Annotated in this window: 23 protein-coding genes and 1 other annotated feature; of the genes, 17 read left to right on the top strand and 6 right to left on the bottom strand. The window is 33.9% G+C overall.

What is annotated here, in order from left to right:
• Window positions 1-45: 45 nt before the first annotated feature.
• The 3 genes from ACQKN2_RS03855 to ACQKN2_RS03865 all read left to right on the top strand — a co-directional run bounded on the left by ACQKN2_RS03855 (window position 46) and on the right by ACQKN2_RS03865 (window position 4,265).
• Complete coding sequence (locus tag ACQKN2_RS03855) at window positions 46-579, top strand: RNA polymerase sigma factor (protein WP_427413769.1); 534 nt, start codon at window positions 46-48, stop codon at window positions 577-579.
• Window positions 566-2,185, top strand: coding sequence for a DUF4179 domain-containing protein (locus ACQKN2_RS03860; RefSeq protein ID WP_427413770.1), 1,620 nt, complete (start codon window positions 566-568; stop codon window positions 2,183-2,185). The genes ACQKN2_RS03855 and ACQKN2_RS03860 overlap by 14 nt, the downstream gene beginning before the upstream one ends.
• Window positions 2,186-2,825: 640 nt before the next feature.
• Complete coding sequence (locus ACQKN2_RS03865; RefSeq protein ID WP_427413771.1) at window positions 2,826-4,265, top strand: MDR family MFS transporter; 1,440 nt, start codon at window positions 2,826-2,828, stop codon at window positions 4,263-4,265.
• A 209-nt stretch (window positions 4,266-4,474) separates the two neighbouring features.
• On the opposite strand, the gene ACQKN2_RS03870 is transcribed toward ACQKN2_RS03865, so the two are convergent.
• The gene (locus ACQKN2_RS03870; RefSeq protein ID WP_427413772.1) at window positions 4,475-4,987 is read right to left on the bottom strand and encodes a DUF6609 family protein; all 513 of its coding nucleotides are present in this window, start codon (window positions 4,985-4,987) and stop codon (window positions 4,475-4,477) included.
• Between the two features lie 399 nt (window positions 4,988-5,386).
• Between ACQKN2_RS03870 and ACQKN2_RS03875 the strand changes: the two genes are divergently transcribed.
• The 8 genes from ACQKN2_RS03875 to ACQKN2_RS03910 all read left to right on the top strand — a co-directional run bounded on the left by ACQKN2_RS03875 (window position 5,387) and on the right by ACQKN2_RS03910 (window position 13,809).
• Complete coding sequence (locus ACQKN2_RS03875) at window positions 5,387-6,070, top strand: DUF554 domain-containing protein (RefSeq protein WP_427413773.1); 684 nt, start codon at window positions 5,387-5,389, stop codon at window positions 6,068-6,070.
• Window positions 6,071-6,277: 207 nt separating this feature from the next.
• Window positions 6,278-6,519: a binding site (T-box leader), on the top strand.
• 154 nt (window positions 6,520-6,673) lie between these two features.
• Window positions 6,674-7,888 (top strand): tyrosine--tRNA ligase, encoded by a 1,215-nt coding sequence (gene tyrS / locus ACQKN2_RS03880; protein WP_427413774.1) that lies wholly within the window; start codon window positions 6,674-6,676, stop codon window positions 7,886-7,888.
• A 370-nt stretch (window positions 7,889-8,258) separates the two neighbouring features.
• The gene (locus tag ACQKN2_RS03885) at window positions 8,259-10,031 is read left to right on the top strand and encodes an oleate hydratase (RefSeq protein WP_323647993.1); all 1,773 of its coding nucleotides are present in this window, start codon (window positions 8,259-8,261) and stop codon (window positions 10,029-10,031) included.
• Between the two features lie 353 nt (window positions 10,032-10,384).
• On the top strand, window positions 10,385-10,666 hold the full coding sequence (locus tag ACQKN2_RS03890) for a CD3324 family protein (protein ID WP_427413775.1): 282 nt from the start codon (window positions 10,385-10,387) through the stop codon (window positions 10,664-10,666).
• A 161-nt stretch (window positions 10,667-10,827) separates the two neighbouring features.
• Window positions 10,828-11,403 carry a GNAT family N-acetyltransferase gene (locus tag ACQKN2_RS03895; RefSeq protein ID WP_427413776.1) on the top strand — a complete coding sequence of 192 codons (576 nt, stop codon included), beginning with the start codon at window positions 10,828-10,830 and terminating at the stop codon, window positions 11,401-11,403.
• A 284-nt stretch (window positions 11,404-11,687) separates the two neighbouring features.
• Complete coding sequence (locus ACQKN2_RS03900; protein WP_427413777.1) at window positions 11,688-11,939, top strand: hypothetical protein; 252 nt, start codon at window positions 11,688-11,690, stop codon at window positions 11,937-11,939.
• Between the two features lie 341 nt (window positions 11,940-12,280).
• Window positions 12,281-12,784: a GNAT family N-acetyltransferase gene (locus ACQKN2_RS03905; RefSeq protein ID WP_427413778.1), complete on the top strand. Its 504-nt coding sequence runs from the start codon at window positions 12,281-12,283 to the stop codon at window positions 12,782-12,784.
• 74 nt (window positions 12,785-12,858) lie between these two features.
• Window positions 12,859-13,809 (top strand): alpha/beta fold hydrolase, encoded by a 951-nt coding sequence (locus ACQKN2_RS03910; protein ID WP_427413779.1) that lies wholly within the window; start codon window positions 12,859-12,861, stop codon window positions 13,807-13,809.
• Window positions 13,810-13,875: 66 nt separating this feature from the next.
• Here the strand turns inward: ACQKN2_RS03910 and ACQKN2_RS03915 are convergent, their stop codons facing one another.
• Window positions 13,876-14,445, bottom strand: coding sequence for a TetR/AcrR family transcriptional regulator (locus ACQKN2_RS03915; RefSeq protein WP_427413780.1), 570 nt, complete (start codon window positions 14,443-14,445; stop codon window positions 13,876-13,878).
• Window positions 14,446-14,587: 142 nt separating this feature from the next.
• Here ACQKN2_RS03915 and ACQKN2_RS03920 point away from each other — a divergent pair, with 142 nt between their 5' ends.
• The 4 genes from ACQKN2_RS03920 to ACQKN2_RS03935 all read left to right on the top strand — a co-directional run bounded on the left by ACQKN2_RS03920 (window position 14,588) and on the right by ACQKN2_RS03935 (window position 17,600).
• Window positions 14,588-15,508, top strand: a complete 921-nt coding sequence (locus ACQKN2_RS03920) for a DsbA family protein (protein WP_427413948.1) — start codon at window positions 14,588-14,590, stop codon at window positions 15,506-15,508.
• 34 nt (window positions 15,509-15,542) lie between these two features.
• Window positions 15,543-15,848 (top strand): monooxygenase, encoded by a 306-nt coding sequence (locus ACQKN2_RS03925; protein WP_427413781.1) that lies wholly within the window; start codon window positions 15,543-15,545, stop codon window positions 15,846-15,848.
• A 278-nt stretch (window positions 15,849-16,126) separates the two neighbouring features.
• A complete protein-coding gene (locus tag ACQKN2_RS03930) occupies window positions 16,127-16,984 on the top strand; it encodes an ABC transporter ATP-binding protein (RefSeq protein ID WP_427413949.1) in 858 nt (285 codons plus the stop codon).
• A 4-nt stretch (window positions 16,985-16,988) separates the two neighbouring features.
• On the top strand, window positions 16,989-17,600 hold the full coding sequence (locus ACQKN2_RS03935) for an ABC-2 transporter permease (RefSeq protein WP_427413782.1): 612 nt from the start codon (window positions 16,989-16,991) through the stop codon (window positions 17,598-17,600).
• A 48-nt stretch (window positions 17,601-17,648) separates the two neighbouring features.
• Here the strand turns inward: ACQKN2_RS03935 and ACQKN2_RS03940 are convergent, their stop codons facing one another.
• Together ACQKN2_RS03940 and ACQKN2_RS03945 are read right to left on the bottom strand one after the other, a co-directional pair.
• Window positions 17,649-19,283, bottom strand: coding sequence for a hypothetical protein (locus ACQKN2_RS03940; protein WP_427413783.1), 1,635 nt, complete (start codon window positions 19,281-19,283; stop codon window positions 17,649-17,651).
• Between the two features lie 2 nt (window positions 19,284-19,285).
• On the bottom strand, window positions 19,286-20,062 hold the full coding sequence (locus ACQKN2_RS03945) for an ABC transporter ATP-binding protein (RefSeq protein ID WP_427413784.1): 777 nt from the start codon (window positions 20,060-20,062) through the stop codon (window positions 19,286-19,288).
• Window positions 20,063-20,279: 217 nt separating this feature from the next.
• On the opposite strand from ACQKN2_RS03945, the gene ACQKN2_RS03950 reads away from it, so the two are divergent.
• Both ACQKN2_RS03950 and ACQKN2_RS03955 read left to right on the top strand, forming a co-directional pair.
• Window positions 20,280-20,501, top strand: coding sequence for a hypothetical protein (locus ACQKN2_RS03950; RefSeq protein WP_427413785.1), 222 nt, complete (start codon window positions 20,280-20,282; stop codon window positions 20,499-20,501).
• Window positions 20,471-20,980: a class I SAM-dependent methyltransferase gene (locus ACQKN2_RS03955; protein WP_427413786.1), complete on the top strand. Its 510-nt coding sequence runs from the start codon at window positions 20,471-20,473 to the stop codon at window positions 20,978-20,980. Before ACQKN2_RS03950 ends, ACQKN2_RS03955 begins: the two co-directional genes overlap by 31 nt.
• Before the next feature lie 183 nt (window positions 20,981-21,163).
• Here the strand turns inward: ACQKN2_RS03955 and ACQKN2_RS03960 are convergent, their stop codons facing one another.
• Complete coding sequence (locus ACQKN2_RS03960) at window positions 21,164-21,652, bottom strand: hypothetical protein (RefSeq protein ID WP_427413787.1); 489 nt, start codon at window positions 21,650-21,652, stop codon at window positions 21,164-21,166.
• Window positions 21,653-21,693: 41 nt separating this feature from the next.
• A complete protein-coding gene (locus ACQKN2_RS03965) occupies window positions 21,694-22,305 on the bottom strand; it encodes a hypothetical protein (RefSeq protein ID WP_427413788.1) in 612 nt (203 codons plus the stop codon).
• Window positions 22,306-22,564 lie beyond the last annotated feature (259 nt).

Raw genomic sequence — 22,564 nt, forward strand, 5'->3', positions numbered from 1 at the left:
GTCATTTGTTTATAAAGTATAACGCAGAGAAAGGAGTGCCTTGGATTGACAGAGCGTGAATTATTCGATTCTTATAACAAGGATGTATACCGCACATGTTATTACATGCTGCGAAACTCACAAGATGCGGAAGATCTCTGCCATGACGTATTTATCACCGTTTTTCGTCAGGATTGGCAAAGCGTTGAGCATACGCGTGCCTGGATCATGCGCATCGCAATGAACCATTGCTTAAACTTGCTAAAACGGAATCAGACTCAGCGGGATAAACAGGGTCAGGTTCAATGGCTTCATGAGCAGGCCACATTTTCAAATAAATCCGTAGACACGATTGTAGTAGAAAAAACAGCTCAGGAAGAATGGGAGGAACTACTGAAGCAACTACCAGACAAATTGATGGCAGTTGTTACACTCCGCTATATCGGTGAGCTATCCATGGTAGAAATCGCTGAAACCCTGCAGATTCCTGTGGGTACAGTGAAGTCGAGACTCCATAAGGCATTGAAAATCATGCGCAAAAAGCTTGAACACAAAAACAACTTATGGTTGAAGGGAGAGAACCAATTTGGAACGCATTGAAAACAAGGTTAATAACCAAATGAAGGATTCAAATAACGTCGATTACCCTGACTTTGATCAGATGTGGAGCAGTATCCAGCAGGACGAGCTAAAGGTTGCTGGAGGTGAACCAGTTGTGCTCCGTCCTCGAAAACGAAAGCGCTTTGCATTGGTGGCAGGGCTATCTGTAGCTTTGATGGCTACACCAGTTTATGCAGCTCTGAATTATGACTGGTCCAGCATGCTTTCTCATAGGGAAGGTATTCAGTCCGCATTAGAGCAGGGCTTAGGTCAAAAGATTGAGCAATCCGTTACAAAGGAGGGTGTTACGTTAACTGTACATACGGCGTTTATAGATGAGAACAGAACCGTAGTGCTGTATAGTTTGAAACCTGAAACATCCCAGGATGTAACGGATATAGATTTTAAACTTATCGGACTAAAAGATTCGAAGGGCAACTTTATTGAAGGACATCATGGTCACAAGTGGAATAAGGATCTTGGTGAATTCCAGGGGTATTTTGAAACGGACTGGGTTGGTAAAGGGCAGACGGCCGATGTTGAGTTTATAATGGAGAACATGCGATTGTTCGACAATAAGAAGCAGTCCATCAGCTATAATCCTAATGACTCTACTACGCAAGTGTTCCCAATTCAAAAGGATGGGCTGGATAGCGTGACCTTGCAGTCTTTTGAAGAAGCTGAAGGTAAAGTTCTCCTGAAATCAACCGTTACTCTTACGGATCCTGAACTGGAGAGCAGATGGACAAATTTCGAGGTAATCAATGATACGGTTAAATCTGTTGAAAAAGCGGAAGGGTCTTCATACCTAGACGGAGGAGCAATCTTGAATCAAATATTTAAGTCTGAAACCTTACGTAAAGAAGGAACTAAATTCCGGCTTTCTTATGATCGCATACTAGAAACAAAAAAAAGTACTTGGAGCATAAATATGAATCTTTCCAAAAAACAGTTGGAAAATGGGTCATTTAAGCAAGTTCTAGATATCCCTATGGACAATGTGCCTGGCACGAAAATCCACGAAATGAAGGTTACACCAACCCAAGTTCGTTTGAAATTTACTCGAGACGACCACAACGCTATTCCTTTTAAAGAGTATCAACTAGATGTAGGTGGAACTCTGTTAGATGGGTATTTTATGAATATACAACCTAACGAACCAGAGCTACGCTTTGAAATGGCAGGGATGGATGCAGCTGCTCTGGCTAATCAGCCTGTAACCCTCGTCGCGAAGCACCGTATCGATGGTTTTTACGGAGACGAGAACGACAAACCAATCCATTTGACTGACATATCAGAAAAACATCAAACCGCAACGTCTAGCATTGCGGGGTATCCAATCTCATGGACTTATTATTTGAAGGATAATAACCTCTATGTGGAAACCTTGAGCTCAGACCCGACATTTGGTGGAGTCGATCGAACTTATTATTTGGACGGTAAAGAACAGAACTTAGGGAGACCGGAACCTAACCTGACTGGAAGTAATAAATCTATTGACGTGTATAAAAATTTCAACAAGAAAGAGCTAGATATTTACATTTATAGTTATGCAATTGAAAAGCCAAACGAAGAGCTTCGTATTCCACTTAAGTCTGGAAAATGACCTGCATTATGAATATCAGAAAGCCCAGTAGGAATTTAACAGAACTTGAAGAGAAACATTTTTAATTGAAAATCTAACCCCTACTATAGATAGCCCTATCCATATAACTAAATGGAGTAACGTAAAAGCCCAATTTCTCTATATTAATTTGCAGAGAAGTTGGGCCTTTTAATTAAATTAACAAGCTCTTTTAAATGAGATTAACTATAACGCTCCTATATTCTACCTTTCTCAATTTACAACTTTATTATCTCTTCACATCAATCACCTCTTTAGCTATTCTTTGAGGTGGTTTTTTTATGGATATTTGTGTTAAAATTTATGTTTGTCTTGTGAATTATATAATGAGCAATTATCAAGAAGGTTAATGAATAACTTTTCTTGTTTCATTAACGAGGGCGATTGTTCAATTAGAGCGATCGCTTTTGTGCTAACCGGGGCAGATCAGTTGAAGTACATAATGCTAATGAGGGAGAAATTAATGGGGTCTGACGATAATTGTTTTATTGATATCAGTTTCAAGGATGGAGATATTCAATTTGACGTTTTAGAAGATACATAGTTATTAGTTGATATATAATAAAAAAATACTTAGTTATATATTGGTTTTTTTAATTAGATGGAAGTGAAAGGGAAAAATATGAGAAAAAAAGTTATTTTATCATTAATGTTAATGACATTTCTTTCTGCTGTAGAAGGAACAATTATTAGTACAGCAATCCCCCGTATAACGAATGATTTGTCAGGCGTCGAACTTGTTAGTTGGGTTTATGCAATTTATATGCTTGCCACAGCTGTTTCGACTCCAATCTACGGGAAACTGGCTGATTTATTCGGTCGTAAAAAAGTTTTACTTATCGGAGCTACAATATTTTTAATTGGCTCTGCACTTTGCGGTATCGTTACATCGATGGAACAGCTCATTGTCTTTCGTGCCCTTCAAGGTCTAGGTGCTGGCGCCATTATGCCAATAACAATGACCATCATTGGTGACTTATATAGCGAAGTGAAAGACCGTGCAAAAGCACAAGGTTGGATTAGTGCTGTTTGGGGTATCTCAGGTGTTATCGGACCATTAGTTGGCGGATTTTTAGTTGATTCCCTTTCTTGGCGCTATATCTTCTTCTTAAACGTTCCATTTGGAATTATCGCTTGCATAATGATTGTCATTTATTATAAAGAATCTATTAAGCCTGCTAAGCATCATATCGACTATCTTGGTGCAACAGTATTCTCATTAAGTACAATCGCTCTACTATACGCGTTATTAACAGGTAGCAGTAAGCAAAACTGGGGGGACACGACAATTGTTGGCCTCTTAATCTTTGCAGCTGTTTCATTCATTATTTTCTTATTCATTGAGAAAAAATCGCCGGAACCATTAATTCCGCTAGCACTTTTCTCTAACCGTACATTATCTATTATAAATATACTAACTCTTATTTCTGGTGCAATGATTATTAGTATTACAATGTATCTTCCGATTTGGAGCCAGGGTGTATTAGGAAAAAACGCGACAGACGCCGGACTCATTTTAATGCCACTACCTGTAATGTGGACATTTGGCACTATCTTTTCAGGTAAATTGATTGGTAGCTTAAATACGAAACAAATCATTCTACTTGGAGCTAGCGTTCTTTCGGTTGCTGCCTTTTCATTATTTACTTTGTCAACAGATTCACCAGCATTCCTCATTTATGTTGCAGTTGGATTATTCGGCTTAGGGATGGGGCTTATTACACCTATCTACATGGTAACAATTCAAGCGGCTGTTCCAAATCATACGCGCGGGACAGCAATTGGCTTAAACACATTTATCAATACGTTTAGCCAAACATTAGGAGCGGCAGTTTTCGGGGCGATGTTCAACACGATGATTCATGCACGCGGTATTAAAAACCTTGATCTTGTAACTTCTAGTGGACATGAAGGAACTACAGCAAACGTAGTAACCGAATCGCAAGAAGCATTAGCTTCAAGTGTACATTTTATTTATATGGGTACTTTTATATTAGCACTAGTAACTTTAGTAATTGTTTGGTTCTTATTAAAACCATCTACACAAACTAGTGAACAATAAAAATTAATATAGAAATTTTTCTTTGTAGCTTATTTTTTTACATGATTACTTAAGGTTTTATTTGCTTGTAGAGTTTGAAAACAGGTCAACCGGGCGTTTGTATGTGGGGAATATTACAGAAGTTTAGGAAGGAATCCATTTTGATTAGTCTTCAAAATGGATTCTTTTATTTGTTGTAAGAATCACTGCGAAACAGAAACCTGATTTCTTTAAAAATTCGTAGGACTTAGCTTAATAAAAATAACACCGAATAAAATCTTTATTAGGCCATCTATTACGAAAAAGATATCTAGACTTACAGTAGTAATAATTAATCCTATGAATGCATTGATGATTAAACTGATTGATAGAAAAAGCATTAATTTCCCGTGTACAGGGATAAAAGGTAAAAAATGAACGCCGACTGCTAAAAGAATTAATAGCCAGCAAGTTCTATAATCATCGGCAAAAAATTGAAAAATGACAAAAACTAAAATAGCCAATAACATAATTGAAAAATTAGACCACTTTTTTTGTTCCCGTGTTCCAGGACCGACTGCTAACTTCTCCCGTGTTTTTGAGCTTAATTGCCAAATCATTCCTAGCACATAAGCGATGGCAAAAGGCCAAACATTTGGATAGCCGTTATATTTTATTAAAAGTAAGAACATTGCTAAGCCAGCTATTATTAGCCAAATCCCATTAATCTTTTGTCTGGGATATTTGTAGGTTTGTGTATCCATATTTTATTCTCCATTCTCGAATAAAGCTCACTTAAAGTTGTTGCTATTAAATATGTAGTAGGTACGCGAAAACTTTAGAGTTCATGTTTTCTTTTATCTACTTCGAATAATAGATTTCTAGAACAATATATCAAATTGTGTTGCATTTTTTTGTCAAAATCTGTCGAAGTGATAAATATATAGGTACAAATTAAGTTGCATTGTTTATAAAAAGGTCATTCGGAGCTGCCTATTTTTGTTTCACTAATAACGGTCAATAAACTGTATTGTGATAAGATAAATTAAACATATCTTATGACTAAAGGAAGATTTAAATGGAGAATCGATTTTCAATAGGGGAAATGGCTAAGCTTCATAATACATTTGGGTTAAGATTATTATTTAATAGGAGAAATGATTATGGTAGGAACAATATTTAATACAATGATGATCATAGTTGGGAGCATTGTGGGAAGTATCTTTAAAAAGGGGATAAAAGATGAATATCATAATATTTTAATGCAGGCTATGGGGCTAGTAGCTATGGGATTAGGAATAAATGCACTAGTACAACATTTACCTTCAAGCAAATATCCAGTGCTTTTTATTGTAAGTTTAGCTATAGGAGGCTTACTAGGTCAAAAACTAAATTTAGAAACAAAATTTAATACTTTAGTAAATAAGTACTCTAAAGGTAATTTAGCTGAAGGGTTATCGACTGCAATTTTATTATTTTGCATTGGGACTTTATCAATTTTAGGTCCCGTTGAGGCTGCGTTAAAGGGAGACTATACATATCTGCTTGCAAACGGTATGTTGGATGGCATTACTTCAATTGTTTTAGCCTCCACTTTTGGTATTGGGATAGCTGTTGCGGGGATCGTATTATTTGTATGGCAAGGTTCTATTTATGTAATTGCGATATTAATGGAGAATTCTTTAAGTAATGATCTTCTAAATGAAGTGACGATTGTAGGGGGTATATTAATATTAGCTTCAGGTTTAAGTATTTTGGGGATCAAGAAATTTAATACGTTAAACCTTCTGCCATCATTAATGATTCCTCCTATAGTATTTTTGATTATTCATTTAGCCCATTTATAATTTTTATGAGATATTGCACATAGAGGGCTTTAGTTATTAATTGTATCCGTAAATATACTTAGGGAGCTATGTTAATTAACTTTCCAAAACTTATACAACTTAATTTAAAATATCCTCCTAATTTATTGACAATTCAAATAAAGGTACTATAATAATTAACAAGATTTGCATAACGAAAAATTGTTGATAACGATTTGGAGTATAAGAGTAAAAGCGTTGAAGAGAACGAGTAGTTTTAATGGAACTTACAGAAAGTAGCCGGTCGATGAGAGACGCAAGGAAAGTTAAAATGAATACATCTTGGAGCTGCGTACCGAACTTTAGTAGGCTACGACGGGGTTGCATCCGTAATCAATGCAAAGGTATCGCCATTTAGCCGTACCTATTGAGAAGGGTTATGTGAATAACTCTTAAATTAAGGTGGTAACACGTTCATACACGTCCTTTAGGTTGATTCCTAAAGGACTTTTTTTTATCTTCATTTAGCAGAAGAGCACCTGCTGAATGAAGATAAAGCCTCCGGACGCAATTACGCCAAGGCGAAATTGATTTTTACTCTTATAGAACTTGCAATATTAATTCAATTTGAAGGAGTTGTATTGTATGTTTTTAAAACCAGAGGAACAATTAGAAATTATTCAAAAGGGTGTAGGTAAGATTGTTAATGAAGAAGAGTTATTAGCAAAATTGGAGCATTCTTTTAGAGAACGAAAGCCTTTAACAATTAAGCTTGGTTTAGATCCTTCTGCGCCAGATATAAATTTAGGGCATGCTGTTGTACTACGAAAAATTAAACAAATGCAAGACTTAGGTCATCAAGTGGTCATTATTATTGGTGATTTTACAGGTCGTATAGGAGATCCAACAGGAAAAGCCAAAGGGCGCATTGCGTTAAGTGATGAAATTGTAAAGGAAAATGCTAAAACATATTGTGAGCAAATTTTTAAAATTTTAGATAAGGATAAGACTACTGTACGTTTTAATAGTGAGTGGTTATCAAAGTTAACATTTGAGGAAGTGATTAAGTTAGCTGCGACGACTTCTGTAGCGCGTATTTTAGAACGTGATGATTTTCAAAAACGCTATAACAGTCAGGTACCAATTGGCATTCATGAATTTTTCTATCCATTAATGCAAGCGTATGATTCAGTCGAAATTTTTGCTGATATTGAATTAGGCGGTACCGACCAAACGTTTAATATTTTAATGGGGCGTACATTGCAAAAGCATTTAGGACTAGAGAAACAAATTGCCATTTTCATGCCGTTATTAGAAGGTTTAGATGGTGTTGAAAAAATGAGTAAAAGTTTAGGGAATTATATTGGTGTAAATGAAGCACCAGAAGTAATGTTCAAAAAAGTAATGGAAGTACCTGATGCATTAATTATTAAATACTTTGAACTTGCGACAGATGAGCATCCTAAAGTAATAAAAGAAGTGGAAAAGCGATTATTAAAAGGTGAAAATCCGCGAGATATCAAACTAGAGTTAGCAGAAATTATTACTACTTTATATCATGAGGAAGAATCGATGAAGGAAGCGGAGCAATATTTTGAAACAGCATTTCAAAAGAAAAAAATCCCCGGTAACATCTCCTCAATGTTAATCGAAATAGGAAAAGAATCTGTACTAGATATTATTCCAGCATTAATTGCCAATGATTATATTCAAAGTAAAAGTGAATTTATACGATTAATTAAACAAAATGGCGTTTCTTTAAATGGCGAAAAACTTACAGTAGATGATACTGATAAAATAGTAATGAATGATGAAGTTTTACAAATTGGGAAGAAACGATTTGTACGATTTATAAAATAAGGGGGGCCTTTAAATCATTCTTCAGTTCCTTTTTGTTTTCTTAATATAATAATTATGCAAGGTTATCTTAAAAAATTAACCTTTTAAGATAGCCTTATGGTTCTATTGTAGAAAGAGAATTATGAATTAATCTAGTGCTTTCGAGTGTAATCGCCATAAGAAGAATCTACTTTATATATATTGCAAGTTCCGTTGCTATAAAAGATATTGGTATAAAAATACAATAAAATGCCATGTCAAATTAGAAGGATATGTATTTCTACATTCTAACTCTGAAATTGAATTTTTTGTTAATTTCTCTCTCATTTTACCATTATCAAGCAAATTAATGGTATGCTATATCACGATAATAGTTTATGGAGGCGGTATTATGTATTACAGTAATGGTAATTATGAGGCTTTCGCACGTCCTAAAAAACCTGTGGGTGTTGATGAGAAATCAGCGTATCTTGTTGGTTCGGGGTTAGCTTCACTGTCAGCCGCATGTTTTTTAATTCGTGATGGTCAAATGAAAGGTGAGAATATTCATATTCTCGAAGAACTAGATATCTCAGGAGGTAGCCTTGATGGTATTCTAAATCCGACAAGAGGCTTCATTATTCGTGGTGGTCGGGAAATGGAAGATCATTTTGAATGCTTATGGGACTTATTCCGTTCAATCCCATCTTTAGAAATAGAAAACGCTTCAGTTTTAGATGAATTTTATTGGTTAAACAAAGAGGATCCTAACTATTCAAAATGTAGATTGATTGAAAATAGAGGTCAAAGACTTGAGGATGATGGTAAGTTTACATTATCTGATAAAGCATCTGAAGAAATGATTAAATTATTCTTTACGCCTGAAGAGAAATTAGATGATGTGAAAATTACAGATGTATTCTCTGAAGAGTTCTTTGAATCGAACTTCTGGCTATATTGGTCTACGATGTTTGCTTTTGAAAAATGGCATTCTGCAATGGAAATGCGTCGTTATATTATGCGTTTCATTCATCATGTTGGGGGCCTACCTGATTTATCTGCTTTAAAATTTACGAAATATAATCAGTACGAATCTTTAGTACTTCCTATGATTAAATATTTAGAAAGCCATAATGTTGATTTCCAATTTAATACTGTTGTAGAGAATGTTTTAGTTGATAAAGTTGGAGATAAAAAGGTAGCTCATACTTTAGTGTTAAAACAAGATGGTGTGAAAAAGAATATTGAGCTAACAGAAAATGAATTAGTGTTTGTTACAAATGGTAGTATCACGGAAAGTACAACTTATGGTGACAATAATACACCAGCCCCTATAAGCACTGATTTAGGCGGAAGCTGGTCACTTTGGAAAAACATCGCTTCTCAAGATTCTGAATTTGGTAGACCAGAAAAATTCTGCGATGATCTTCCAGAAGAAAGTTGGTTTGTTTCAGCAACACTAACTACATTGGATGCTAAAGTTGCTCCTTATATTGAAAAGATCAGTAAAAGAGATCCGTATGCAGGCAAGGTAGTTACTGGTGGTATTGTAACTGCTACAGATTCTAATTGGATGCTAAGCTATACGTTGAACCGACAACCTCATTTTAAAGATCAACCAAAAGACCAATTAGTCGTTTGGATTTATGGTTTACTATCTAATAAACCAGGTGATTTTATTAAAAAGAGTATTACTGAATGCTCTGGAAGTGAGATAGCGCAAGAGTGGTTGTACCATATGGGTGTGCCTGTAGACGAAATACCGGACTTAGCACAAAATTCTTGTAATACAATTCCATGTTACATGCCTTATATAACATCTTACTTCATGCCTAGAGCAATGGGAGACCGTCCTTTAGTTGTCCCTAATGGATCTGTTAACTTAGCTTTCATGGGTAATTTTAGTGAAACAGAAAGAGACACTGTATTCACAACGGAATATTCAGTAAGAACAGCGATGGAAGCTGTTTATCAATTATTAGATATTGATCGAGGCGTTCCAGAAGTATTTGCATCTACTTATGATATCCGTACTTTATTATCTTCAACTGCTCGCTTACTTGACGGTAAAAAATTAACAGATGTAGATGCGCCATTTATCTTAAAACAAATAGGTAAATTTGGTATTCATAAAACAAAAGACACAATCATCTATGATTTACTCAAAGACAGTAAATTGATATAAATATATATGCTAAAAAAGCTGATTCTTCATTGAATCAGCTTTTTTGCGATACGATCTTAAAGCATCAACCATAGCGGTTAGAACCTTAGCTTTTTCAGATACAGTCTAGTTGCCACATTAGCAGCTATATCGCTGTACTTTTTCATTTGTTTATCAAAGCGTACGGGAATTTATAAAACCCCTTTGTATTTTTGATTATATAGTATATGATGGAATAAAATTACAAAGATATAGAGGGGGGATTGTTTGATGAGAAGGTATACTTTTTTTGCATAGCAAAGGCTATTGCAATATAAGATAAATAAAATAGCCTTTGCTCTTCCTAAAAAATATTAACATTTAGGAGTGCAAATATGAGCTATAAAAAAGCAAAGCATATTCTACCAGCTGAGTTGCTAGAGTTAATACAAGAATATGTGGATGGTGAATATATTTATATACCGCGGAGAGCAGAACATAAAAAGGGCTGGGGATCCAATACTGCGACAAGAAAAGAATTGGATGTAAGAGACGTTAATATTTATCACGATTATCTGTCGGGAGCGGACACGGCTACTTTAGGTGAAAAATATTATTTGTCCTCAAAGAGTATTCAAAGAATTGTACTAAAAGAGAAAAGAAGAAGAATAGAATAGAATAAGCCAGTGTGGTTTTTGACCACATTGGCTTATTCTCTTTTATGAAATATGTATGAGGTTTTTTCAGGTAATGCGGGGCAGATATAATCTAATCAGCCTCTTTTGAATTTTCATCTTTAGTTTATTTTGATATTCATTCAAAAAAAGGAGAGAAAAAAATGAACTTTACCGAGTTATTAGGAACCTCTTTTCCAACAGTACAAACTGAACGCATTAAATTAAGAAAGTTGAAGTTGGAGGATGCTCCTACGTTATTCAATTATTATTCAAATGAAAATGTATATCGTTATCTTGATTGGAATGGACCAGAGACGTTAGAAAGAAGTTATGAAGTAATTAATTTTTGGAATAAAGGCTATGATAAAGGTTGGATTATTCGTTTTGCTATTGCTAACAAAGAAACGGATGAAATTATTGGTACCATTTTCTTGAGTGAATTTGCAGGTAAACGAGCTGAAATAGGCTATGAATTATCTGAAGAATATTGGTATCGTGGTATTATGTCGGAAGCTGTTAAAGAAGTATTATCAATAGGATTTAATCAGTTAGGTCTAGTAAGAATACAGGCAACTGTCACGGAAGAAAATATAGCTTCAAAGAAGTTATTGTCGAAATTCAACTTTAAGGAAGAAGGTTGCTTAAGACAGTTTGAATGCCATAGCGTTACAGGAGAATGCAAAGATATGTTGATCTATAGTTTGTTGAATACCGAGTTTTCGAAGAAGAATATATAAGTTTTATGGTAATCTCAGATGGCGCTTTTCTATTTGATCATAATGATCCCGACGATCGAGGACGGTATGTAAACGATGGAGATTATGCCTTGAGATAATTGCTAGAATTCATCTATGAAATGGATGGTTATACGGACTTTTTGAAGTGCGACAACAATCTAATTAATGAGTATTTGTCGCATTATTAGGCAGTATTCTATTTTTTTATATTTCAGAAAATTCATTTTAATAGAATTTCTGATATGTGATAATAAGCATACAATAAGTAAGGAAAGGGGAATAAAATGGAGAGAAATATAAAGTTAAGTATTAAATATAGCTTAATTAGTTATATCATTATTTTTGTTGTAACTTTAATAATCAGAGGTTTGACAGGTGCAGAACAGTATCAAAACATTTTATCTAAGGATATTATTGAGATTTTTAAATTGCTTGCAAGTGCATTTGTACAAAATATAGGAATTGCTTTACTACCCGCAATTATCATTGGTTTCGTTTTTTATTTTTATATTTTTCCTAAACAATCAAGAGAGTAGATATAGATCTGCTTTCTTTTTTTGAATGAAAGAATCATATATATTTTTCACAAAGCTTTATAACAAATAATTTAGAGTTATAACGCATGAGAAGGTGAGAAAAATGCTGGGAAAAGTAATCGAGAAATTGCACAATACTTCGTGTTTCAGAAGCTATTATTCGGAGACGATTGAAAGATTTAGAGGGGTGATTTTTCTTAGTAGTCTACGCATATGCGCTAGAGCGGAATGTTTGTATATTTCTTTGTTTCAAGTTGCCAATATGATACCGCAATCGAATTGTTTTTTTATTACGTAAGGATTTTGTGATGTATTTTTAAAGAACGAGGGGATGAGTTAGCTTGGAAATATTAATTAATAGCTTACGAGAAAGTGACGCAGAAGAATTATTTCAGTTTGAAAAGAATAATAGACTATTCTTTGAACAAATGGTACCCAGTCGTGGGGAAGATTATTATATGTTTGAAAAGTTTCAATTGAAACATAGAGAGCTATTAGAAGAGCAAGAAGAAGAAAAATCAAGGTCCTACTTAATAAGGGAATACTCAGGAAATATTGTCGGAAGAATTAATTTAGTAGATATAGATAAAACGAACGATATAGCAGAGGTTGGCTATAGAGTAGGTAAAGAATATGGTGGGAAAGGGATAGGGGCAAAAGCCTTAAAACTACTTTTAGAAACAGAAGTAAGTGTAAAAAAGATTAAAGCAAAAACAACAACAAATAATATTGCATCTCAAAGGGTTCTTGAAAAGAATGGTTTTAAACAAGTGTATTTAAGTGATGATGAATTCGAAATGAATGGCCAAAAGCTACAGTTTATCGATTATCTTTTAGAACTCTAAAAGCCATGGTGTCTTCTATTGGTTAAGTTAGGCTTGTTGGATAGTAAAAATCCTGTGAGGGGTGGTTGAAAGACGTGTTCAAACGAATCACGATACTTTTTTCAATTGTTACAGCGATACTTTTGTTAATTATTACGACAAGTTATATTATTCATCAAAACCAATTATCAAAGGAAGATCAATTATTTACACCAACGGGGAAAATGGTAGAAGTGAATGGGCATCAAATGCATGTGTACATAGAAGGAGATGGAGAGGATACGCTTGTATTTATGTCTGGCGGAGGCACAAGCTCGCCTGTTTTAGATTTTAAATCTTTATATTTGTTGCTAAGCGATAAATATAGAATCGTTGTCGTTGAAAAGGCAGGATATGGATTTAGCGACATTACAGATTCCGACCGTGATATGGATACAATTTTACAAGAAACAAGAGAATCTCTATTAAAATCAGGCGTTGAAGGGCCATATATTTTATTTCCTCATTCGATGTCCGGTATTGAAGCATTGTATTGGGCTCAAGTCTATCCGAATGAAGTAAAGGCAATTATAGGATTGGATATGGCCGTTCCTGCCGCATATAAAGATTATGATATAAATATGCCTCTAGTTCATATAAGTGCCTTTGCTGCAAATATTGGTTTTACTAGATGGATTTCGGGTCTGTCTGAAAGCGATGCTATAAAATATGGGACTTTAACTGACAAGGAAAAAGAAATGTATAAAGTGATTTTTTACCGCAGAACGGCAACTAAAAATATGATAAATGAAGTTAAACATATTAAGGCAAATGCTGAAAAGGTAGGAGCGGCTGGAACCCTAGATGTTCCTATGCTTTTGTTCTCTTCAAACGGTCAAGGGACAGGTTGGAATGGGGAGGCGTGGAATGAATTTCAGAAGGATTTTATCAGTAAGCATAAATACGGAACATTAATAAAATTAGAATCCTCTCACTATATTCATGTTATCGAATATAAGCGAATAGCTAATGAATCAGAAAAATATATAGAGAGTTTAAATCGTTAAATCTTCAGAGCATGTTTTGAACAATCTTTTCAAAACATGCTCTACTTTTATGTGATATGGAAACTCCTAGTTTTTAGAATCTAAAGTAATCCCAGATAATATATAAGGAATTGACAATTTAATAAATTCCTCCGGGGATTTATCCATACTACTTTTTCTCCATTCCACAGAAGCACCGTAAATTCCCCAGCTTAGTATGACAGCGGTAGTTTTTAGTACCGCATCCTCTTTCATATTATGTTGTTTTAATAACATCTTGTAAAAAACGATTTCGAGATGCTCCCGAATAATACGGGAAATGGTATCTCCGTATCCTCTATGACAACGGTTAGATAAAGATTTTTGAAAGTTCGTTATAGCTGTAAAAATACGAATAACCGATTCTTCATTTAGATCGCTTTTTTCGTAGATACTATCATTTAAATCAACTAATAATACTTCTGATAATACCTTATCCAATAAGTCATATATATCTTGAAAGTGATAATAGAACGTTGCGCGATTAATCATAGCTTCTGTCGTAATATCTTTCACAGTAATATCCTTAAATTCTTTTTGACCTGAAAGTTCAATGAAAGAATCCATAATCAATTTGCGAGTACGAAGAACACGAAGGTCAGTCTTTGATTGAGTCATTTTGTTGTATCACTCCTACTTTTTAAACAATTTCTTCAATGTGTTGTATATACGACAAATCTAAAGAACTATTGGTACAGATGATTTTCATTATTTACTAAAATACGCTTATAAAGCAATTAAAATGAAAGTGGTGAGTATGATGACGAACAATAATAATTTAATTTGTGATTTAGAAACGGGTGTATGTGGTGTTTCAGAAGATAACGAAATGCAGGTGATTGATTTCGATCAAAAAAGGAAATCGATTGATTTATATTATGTGACAGATCCAATCTGCTCGCATTGTTGGGCATTAGAACCAGTTCTTCGTCGCTTTGTAGAGCAATATGGTCATTATGTTAATGTCCAGACTATAATGGGCGGTTTGCTAGAAAAATGGGCCGGCTTTGCTGATGTATCTAATGGTATATCAAGCCCATCAGATGTGGTTGAACACTGGAGAGAGGTTGGTGAGCATAGTCGTATGCCGATTGATGGTATGCTTTGGCTTGAAAATCCCATTCAATCCTCCTATCCTCCATCTAAAGTTTTTAAAGTAATTCAACAGCAAAATGAGGATTTAGCAAATATATTTTTACGCAGTGCAAGAGAAGCCGTTTTCGTATTTAATCAAAATATTGCAGAGAAATCAGTATTAATTGAAATCGTGAATAATCTTGGACTTGATGGAGAAAAAGTTGTAAAAGAAGCTGAACTTTCGATTGGGCAGAAATTATTAAATGAAGATTTTGCGCTAGCTTCACAACTAGGGGTCAGAGGATTTCCAACCATTATCATGTTGAGCGAAGAAAATAAAGGTGTAAAAATTGTTGGTAGCCGAACGTTAGATTCTTATATTGCTGGGCTGAAACAAATTCTTAATTTAGATGAACTACAGCCGAAAAAACAGCCAGCACTTTCAAGTTTACTTGAGAAAGAAAAGCTTCTTTTTTCGAAAGAGATTGAAGTTATGTATGATATTGAGCAAAAGGATATCAACGTATTTGCTGAAAAAGAGCTTGCATCAACTGCTTATGATGCGAAAGAAATACTAGGTGAAACTTATTTTGTAATGAAATAAAAGAGTCGTTTTATATAAAATGGGGGTTTTAATCATGAACTATTTATTACAAGTCGATTTTACAATGGATGGACCATTCGGTGAAGGAATGTCCGAGGCATTCGTTGATTTAGCGAAAAGTATTAACGAAGAGTCGGGTATGATCTGGAAGATTTGGACTGAGAATGCTGCGACTAAAGAAGCTGGTGGGATCTATTTATTTGAAACCAAAACAGATGCTGAAAAATATTTAATCATGCATTCAGAACGATTAACAAGTTTTGGTGTTACCGATATCCGCGGGAAGATTTTCGAAGTGAATGAAGTATTATCAACAATTAATCATGCGCCAATTAAATAATTTCCTAAGCTAAGGTCATCATATCAACTAAATAATGCAGAATTAAAAACATGGGATTGTGATTTAACAATCTCATGTTCTTTTTTTTGAGTTAATAATAATTTATTACTTGCAAAATTAGCCAATTGTGTATATATTGTATATAAAGTGTATATACATTGTTTTGTGTAGAGCTTGAGAAATATGGATGTATTCTATCTGTTGAAAAGTTCGTTCATGTCGCGAAAGAAACGGACACTCAATGAAATGCTTACATTATTGTATACGGAGGATGAATGATGGAAAATGTCATTGAATTACAGAATATTCATAAAGCCTTTAAAGGATTTCAGGTAAAAGATTTTTCTATTAACGTTAAAAAGGGCTATGTAACTGGATTTATTGGGGGAAATGGTGCAGGTAAATCAACAACGATCAAATTGATTATGAACTTATTACAGCAAGATAGTGGTACTGTTTCATTATTTGGTATGAACTATAAGGGACATGAGAAAGAAATAAAAGAACGTATTGGTTTTGTCTATGATGAAAATGTCTTTTATGAAAATGTAACGTTAAAGGATATGAAAAAGATTATTAAACCCGCCTATAAAAACTGGGATGATAAGGTTTTCCAACAGTATGTTGAAAAATTCGAACTACCATTGAATAAAAATATGAAGAACTTTTCGAAAGGAATGAAGATGAAAGCCTCGTTAGCTATTGCTCTAGCTCACCATGCAGAATTAATTATTATGGATGAGCCAACTGCTGGGCTTGATCCGATATTTCGTAGAGAGTTACTAAATATTTTACATGAGTTAATGCAGGATGGGGAAAAAACAATTTTCTTTTCGACACATATTACAACAGATTTAGATCGTATTGCGGATTATATTACCTTTATTCATAACGGGGAACATATTTTCACGAAAGAATTTTATAAAATTGAAGAGGAATATGCCATTGTCAAAGGGAAGTTGGATTTATTGGATAAAGAAACGGAACAAGCGTTTATTTCGATCAGAAAAACGAATGCAGGTTTTGAAGCATTAATAGCTGATAAAAATCGTGTGGCAAACATATTTGGGGATTCTGTTATTGTGGAAAAACCAACGCTTGAAGATATTATGTATTATACGAAAAAAGGATGGTAACTGTATGTTTAACCTTGTACTTAAGGATATTTTAATACAAAAAAAACTGATTCCATTTTACCTTGCAACTATCATACTTTATTTATTAATAGATGCGTCCCTAGTGAAAATAGGAATTATATATAGTCTAGTATCTATCATGAATGCTTTTTCTTACGATGAAAAAGATAACGCTAATATTCTGCTCAATTCGCTACCATACACGAGAAAGGAAGTTGTCAATTCAAAATATATAGGTGCATTGATATTCACTTCCATATTTATAATCTTCACATACGTTAGTAATTTCCTTTTGAATAGAGAAGAGGCAATGTTCTTATGGCAAGATATATTGCTTATTATTGGTCTTGTTATGGTCGGTGTGTCATTCATGTTTCCATTCTCTTATAAATTTAAATCGCAATATTTATTGATGGCTTTAATTGCGTTATTCGGTATATATATGTTAACGATTAAAATTTTCCCTAATTTTAATAATATATTAGGTGATTTAATATCAAAGTTCATAACTTTACAAGAAACGCAAATGTATCTCGTAGCTATCCTTACAATTGTAATATTGTATATTGGGTCGTGGCTACTATCTATTCGTATATATGAGAGAAAAGCTTTTTAATATTTTTTTTGAAAAAGTTCTCAGAAGAAAAACGGCATGAGCCTAGACTCATGCCGTTTTTGTATGCTTAAATGCAAGTTTCCATAGTATGAAATTCGTGATGACAAGCACAAGTAAATAAATGATTGCACCATAAGAAATATGAGCAACCATGACGTAATGCAGTCCCACCAGAACACCTAAAGGGAGAAGTAATATAAGCGTTTTCCAACTCTGGGCATCGCCAACTTCATTATAGGGCTTTGTGAAAGGAATCTTACTTCCGATGCCGAGGTAACAAATGACAGTGTACATGCAGCTTGCTACTAAAACCGTCAGTAAATCTGGGATAATTCTCGTACCATAAATGAAGCAGAAAATGATGCTCAGAACTATATACAATGGAAAATACAATTTAATCAAAAATGCTTTTAAAGTACCTTTTCTTAAGTTTGTATAATCTTTCATTGGAAAGACTTTATAGATCCAAGCTGCTTTATATTTTCCAGAATGCCCGAGCAAAAGCACAGCTGTCGGAATAATTAGCATGCTGAAATAAATATTTAAATAGCCCATGCTATCGGAATAATCAATAGCTTCGTACTTTGAAAAAGAAAACATAAAAATAAATGGAATGACAAATGAAAACCCTAAAGACGGATATACTTTCAGTTTAAACTCTCGCTCCTGTTTCATCATAAGGGAGGCGAAGCGGTAAAAAGCTCTTTCTTCATTCGTTCTACAAATGATTGTTAACAAAAGCGTCTTAAGTCGATTGTTCTTTTCTTTTTTCGATTTGCTAGTGTTTAATAGTTTTTGCAGATTACGTTCAAAGGTTGGAATTAGCTTTAGGTAAAGCCATATCGAGATGATTGGCATGACGACGGCTAAAATACTGAATATCACTGTAAATAAAGAGATGTCACCGTTTAGCAGTAACTCATAAGGAGCGGCAAACCACATAGGAATGAGAAAAACACTCCACCAATGAAATGTTACGACCATATCAAAATTGACGAACTCAAAGGACCTAATAAGAACTTGATAGCCAATCATCAGCATTAATGATAAGCCGATTTGTACATAATTGATGATATCTTTCAGCTTTTCACCATCAAAGAATCTTAAAATAGCAATATATAAAACAGCAGTTAAAACGACAATGAAAATATTAATTAAAACTAGTAAGAGCAACGTTAAAATAAAGAATACAATTCCTTGTCTGAATAGGCCAACTACTAGAGAGAGGGATGTAAAAGCAATCGTTAAATACGTCAAGTAGATGAAAATATGCATAAACTTGGCTGCATTGATCGTTCTAGCAGAGATAGGCTTGGTCGAGAGAATGCTTCTGTCCCGTACATCCAAAAGTACGGAAGAAAAATCAGAAATCAATGTTGTCATGATGATAAAAATAATCATGGCATAAGCAATACTCATCTGGAAAATATAGTTTTGACCAAATCCCATAAAGGGAATTAACATAAGCCCAAATAAAACATAAATCCATAAAGATTTGATGTAACCGTATTTTTGCTCTTCCTTGTTTTTATTTGATGCTTGGTTAAATATTGTCGGTACTTTACGCTCATCCATTGTTAGTTTAATATGGAGGATCTTTCTCATGATTTCGTAATCGACGCCCATTTTCACAAAAATAAATTGAATTTTATCAAGCACTTGTAGGATTTTAAAATCTTTCATGCTCATACCTCTTGTACAATAGAAACGAATTTCTCACCAATTTCCTGATGATCATGGAAGCCTGTCAATTGGTTGAAAATTCTTTCCAGAGTTCCTTCAGTATTGTCTGCCTGTAGTTGGGCAAATGTCCCGTCAGCAGCGATCTTTCCATCATTCAACAGGATGATACGACTACTGATTTTTTCGACGACATCCATGATATGAGAGGAATAAAATATTGTTTTTCCTTGGGCAGCCAGTTGAGTCAAAATTTCTTTGAAAATCATCACACTATTCGCATCTAATCCATTGATCGGCTCATCTAAAAATAACAAGTCGGGATTATGTATCAGGCTAGCGATAATTAATAGCTTTTGCCGCATGCCTTTTGAATAAGAAGATATTCTGGAATGATACGCTTCTCCAACACCGAACAATTCCATTAAGGATTTTGATTTATCAGCAACAACCTCTAATTCAAGGCCATAAAGCTGACCGATGAAGGTTAAATACTCATAACCCGTTAAATTATCATAAACGTCTGCTATCTCCGGTACATAGCCAATTTTTCGTTTATATTCAATGCTGTCTTTGCCGATATTCCCCCCAAAAAGCTTAATTTCTCCACCGTAATCACCCTCAAGTCCTAAAATGATTTTGACAGTCGTACTTTTACCTGCACCGTTCGGACCGATATAGCCAATGATTTCTCCCCTCGAGACGTGCAAGTCGATTCCTTTTAAAATTTCCTTGCTACCATAACTTTTCGTCAAATTCGTAATCGTCAAGATTTCTTCCATGTTGCAACTCCTTTCTGTTTATTCACTTTATCTTATGTATAGTGTAATTGATTTAGAGAAAATATCCATAACTATAAAGTTTTATTTAAAAATGTATAAATACCCCTTTTTCAAAATCGCATCGGTTAATTTCCAGTAGCGACCAACTTTGCTTTATAATTAATGGATAGAATATTTTGTTTTTGAAAATAAGGCAGGTGCAAAATGGAGGCGTAAAATGCTAATCAAATCAAATGAACAATTGCTAGTTGTATTAGATGATTTATTACGTGAACCACAGAAATTTTGGAATGAATTTTATGATCAAACATTCAAAAAGACACCTTTTTTTGTTAATAAACCTGATGAAAACTTAGTAAGCTATTTAGAAAAAAAGATGATCTGTCCAAATAAAGTTTTAGAGTTAGGGTGTGGGCAGGTCGAAATGCCATTTGCTTAGCAAAACAAGGTTGTTCAGTTGTCGGTGTTGATTTATCGGATAAAGCATTGCAATGGGCGCAAAAAAGAGTTGATGACGCAAACATAAGTGTAGAATTAATTTGTGCCAATATTTTTGAGCTGAATTTACAAGAAGAGAGCTTTGATTTTATATATGATTCAGGCTGTTTTCACCACATAGCCCCTCATCGTTGTGTGACGTATATTGAAATGATTCATAAATTATTAAAGCCTAATGGTTACTTTGCTTTATGCACATTTGAGGAGCATGGTGTATATGGCGGTTCTGCCATTTCAGATGAAGAAGTTTATATAAAACGTAGCTTAGAAGGTGGACTAGGGTATACAAAAAATCAACTAAAAGAAGTATTTCAATCATTTGAAGAAATTGAAATACGAAAAATGATAGCCATGTCTGATGAAGATCAGTTTTTCGGTTTAGAAGGATTTTTAGTAGGTTTATTTAAAAAGAATTTATGAGGGGAGAAGCTGATGGAGAAGATTAAGGTTCAACTTTCCGAATATAATCCAAATTATCCTGTGTAAAAGGAGAAAGAATAATATATTTCTTTAGGGTGTATATTGAAAACTAAAAAACCGCATCATAACTTAAGAATATAAGTTATGATGCAGCTTTTATTCCATGCTGTTAAAAGTTGTGAACTAAAAAGGAGCATCAGCTATTCTGACAGAAACATCACCTGTGAATTTTCTACCATCAGATGTTGATACTACTATTTTATGATCGCCAGCAACAGCTGCTGATTGAGTCCATACGTTAGATGCATTAGCAGATAAATTATAATTTTGATTGTAACCGTTTTGTTGAATTTGAACATTTACCTTTGTCCCTGTAGTGTTTTTAACATAAAATCTATAATACTTCCAACCTTTTGGTTGTGACCAAACTCTTTCATAAGTACCATTACTTTGACTGATTTTCACGTCAGAAATAACCAAATTTTGTGATCTTACTCCAATGTTTTCGATAGCATCGCTCTGTAGGGCATTTGGTTCAATATCATCGCTCTGTAAGTTGTTTGGTTCAATATCATCTCCCTGTATAGCATTTACATTTGCATAAACACTAACTCCACCAATACATAATGCTGCACCTACAATTATTAAAGATAAAACCTTATTAAATTTCATAAATCCCTCTCCTTCCAAATTATTAATTTACAGTAAATTGTTTAGAATATGGTGTATCCGTTATAGGTGCTTAAGGCATCTACAAACTGAGTTGTTTCACTCAATGTAAAAACTTCTTGATTTGATAAGTTATTAGAGATACCAAGTACAGATATTGCATAACCATTCCCTAAAAAACTGTACTGTGCTACCTCTGATGAAGGATAATTTTCATTATAGGTTTTAGATAAATCACCACTTTGAGGATTGAATAAGTCCTCTGTATAGTAAATACTATGCTCCCAAGTGTTATTAGATTGGCTTGTAGCTGCGGTAATACTTAAGATTATAACTACACCTTTTTCTGGATTCTTATAAACATACTTTTTATTTCTCTGATAGAAGCCTTGCTTACTTAAGCTTTCATCTTTACCAGTAATACTATCAGGTACAATAACAATATCCCCTTTTTCACCTAAGATTTCCTCATAACCTGGAAAGGTAAATTCATTAGTAATTTTCTCATTTATTTTATTAAAGTTGGAAAAGTCAATTTCCCCATTGATGAAATTATTATTTGAACTTCCATCAGCATTTGATTTTGAATTATAGATTACAAGTGATATTAAAAATACCACTACGACTATGATGGAGAGAACTATTGTTTTTCTCATGTTTTATCACACCCCTACAATAATCCAGATGAATCTTAGAATTGATAGTAAATTCATATTTATCCCTCCTTTTTTTCTTAAATATAAACGGAAAATGCTGTGAAATTACAAAATATTCTGAACTGAATATTTTGTAATGTGATTTGAATGGATAGCGAGAAAACAAAACTTTTTAAAAAGAAATTGAATTTCAAAGTACATATTCAAATTAGGAACAGCGATTTCATACAAGCTCTCTAATAAGCATAAAAGGCTAAAT

The sequence above is a fragment of the Lysinibacillus sp. NPDC093688 genome (genome assembly GCF_050280145.1).
Taxonomy (GTDB): domain Bacteria; phylum Bacillota; class Bacilli; order Bacillales_A; family Planococcaceae; genus Lysinibacillus; species Lysinibacillus xylanilyticus_B.

Bases quoted from the DNA above. Each gene is read 5' to 3' on its own strand.
- ACQKN2_RS03940 (WP_427413783.1), bottom strand. From the start codon at position 19,283: ATGAAAGATTTTAAAATCCTACAAGTGCTTGATAAAATTCAATTTATT.
- ACQKN2_RS03965 (WP_427413788.1), bottom strand. From the start codon at position 22,305: ATGAGAAAAACAATAGTTCTCTCCATCATAGTCGTAGTGGTATTTTTA.
- ACQKN2_RS03900 (WP_427413777.1), top strand. From the start codon at position 11,688: ATGGAGAGAAATATAAAGTTAAGTATTAAATATAGCTTAATTAGTTAT.
- ACQKN2_RS03925 (WP_427413781.1), top strand. From the start codon at position 15,543: ATGAACTATTTATTACAAGTCGATTTTACAATGGATGGACCATTCGGT.
- ACQKN2_RS03915 (WP_427413780.1), bottom strand. From the start codon at position 14,445: ATGACTCAATCAAAGACTGACCTTCGTGTTCTTCGTACTCGCAAATTG.
- ACQKN2_RS03885 (WP_323647993.1), top strand. From the start codon at position 8,259: ATGTATTACAGTAATGGTAATTATGAGGCTTTCGCACGTCCTAAAAAA.
- ACQKN2_RS03945 (WP_427413784.1), bottom strand. From the start codon at position 20,062: ATGGAAGAAATCTTGACGATTACGAATTTGACGAAAAGTTATGGTAGC.
- ACQKN2_RS03920 (WP_427413948.1), top strand. From the start codon at position 14,588: ATGACGAACAATAATAATTTAATTTGTGATTTAGAAACGGGTGTATGT.
- ACQKN2_RS03890 (WP_427413775.1), top strand. From the start codon at position 10,385: ATGAGCTATAAAAAAGCAAAGCATATTCTACCAGCTGAGTTGCTAGAG.
- ACQKN2_RS03950 (WP_427413785.1), top strand. From the start codon at position 20,280: ATGCTAATCAAATCAAATGAACAATTGCTAGTTGTATTAGATGATTTA.
- ACQKN2_RS03960 (WP_427413787.1), bottom strand. From the start codon at position 21,652: ATGAAATTTAATAAGGTTTTATCTTTAATAATTGTAGGTGCAGCATTA.
- ACQKN2_RS03930 (WP_427413949.1), top strand. From the start codon at position 16,127: ATGGAAAATGTCATTGAATTACAGAATATTCATAAAGCCTTTAAAGGA.
- ACQKN2_RS03895 (WP_427413776.1), top strand. From the start codon at position 10,828: ATGAACTTTACCGAGTTATTAGGAACCTCTTTTCCAACAGTACAAACT.
- tyrS (WP_427413774.1), top strand. From the start codon at position 6,674: ATGTTTTTAAAACCAGAGGAACAATTAGAAATTATTCAAAAGGGTGTA.
- ACQKN2_RS03875 (WP_427413773.1), top strand. From the start codon at position 5,387: ATGGTAGGAACAATATTTAATACAATGATGATCATAGTTGGGAGCATT.
- ACQKN2_RS03865 (WP_427413771.1), top strand. From the start codon at position 2,826: ATGAGAAAAAAAGTTATTTTATCATTAATGTTAATGACATTTCTTTCT.
- ACQKN2_RS03870 (WP_427413772.1), bottom strand. From the start codon at position 4,987: ATGGATACACAAACCTACAAATATCCCAGACAAAAGATTAATGGGATT.
- ACQKN2_RS03935 (WP_427413782.1), top strand. From the start codon at position 16,989: ATGTTTAACCTTGTACTTAAGGATATTTTAATACAAAAAAAACTGATT.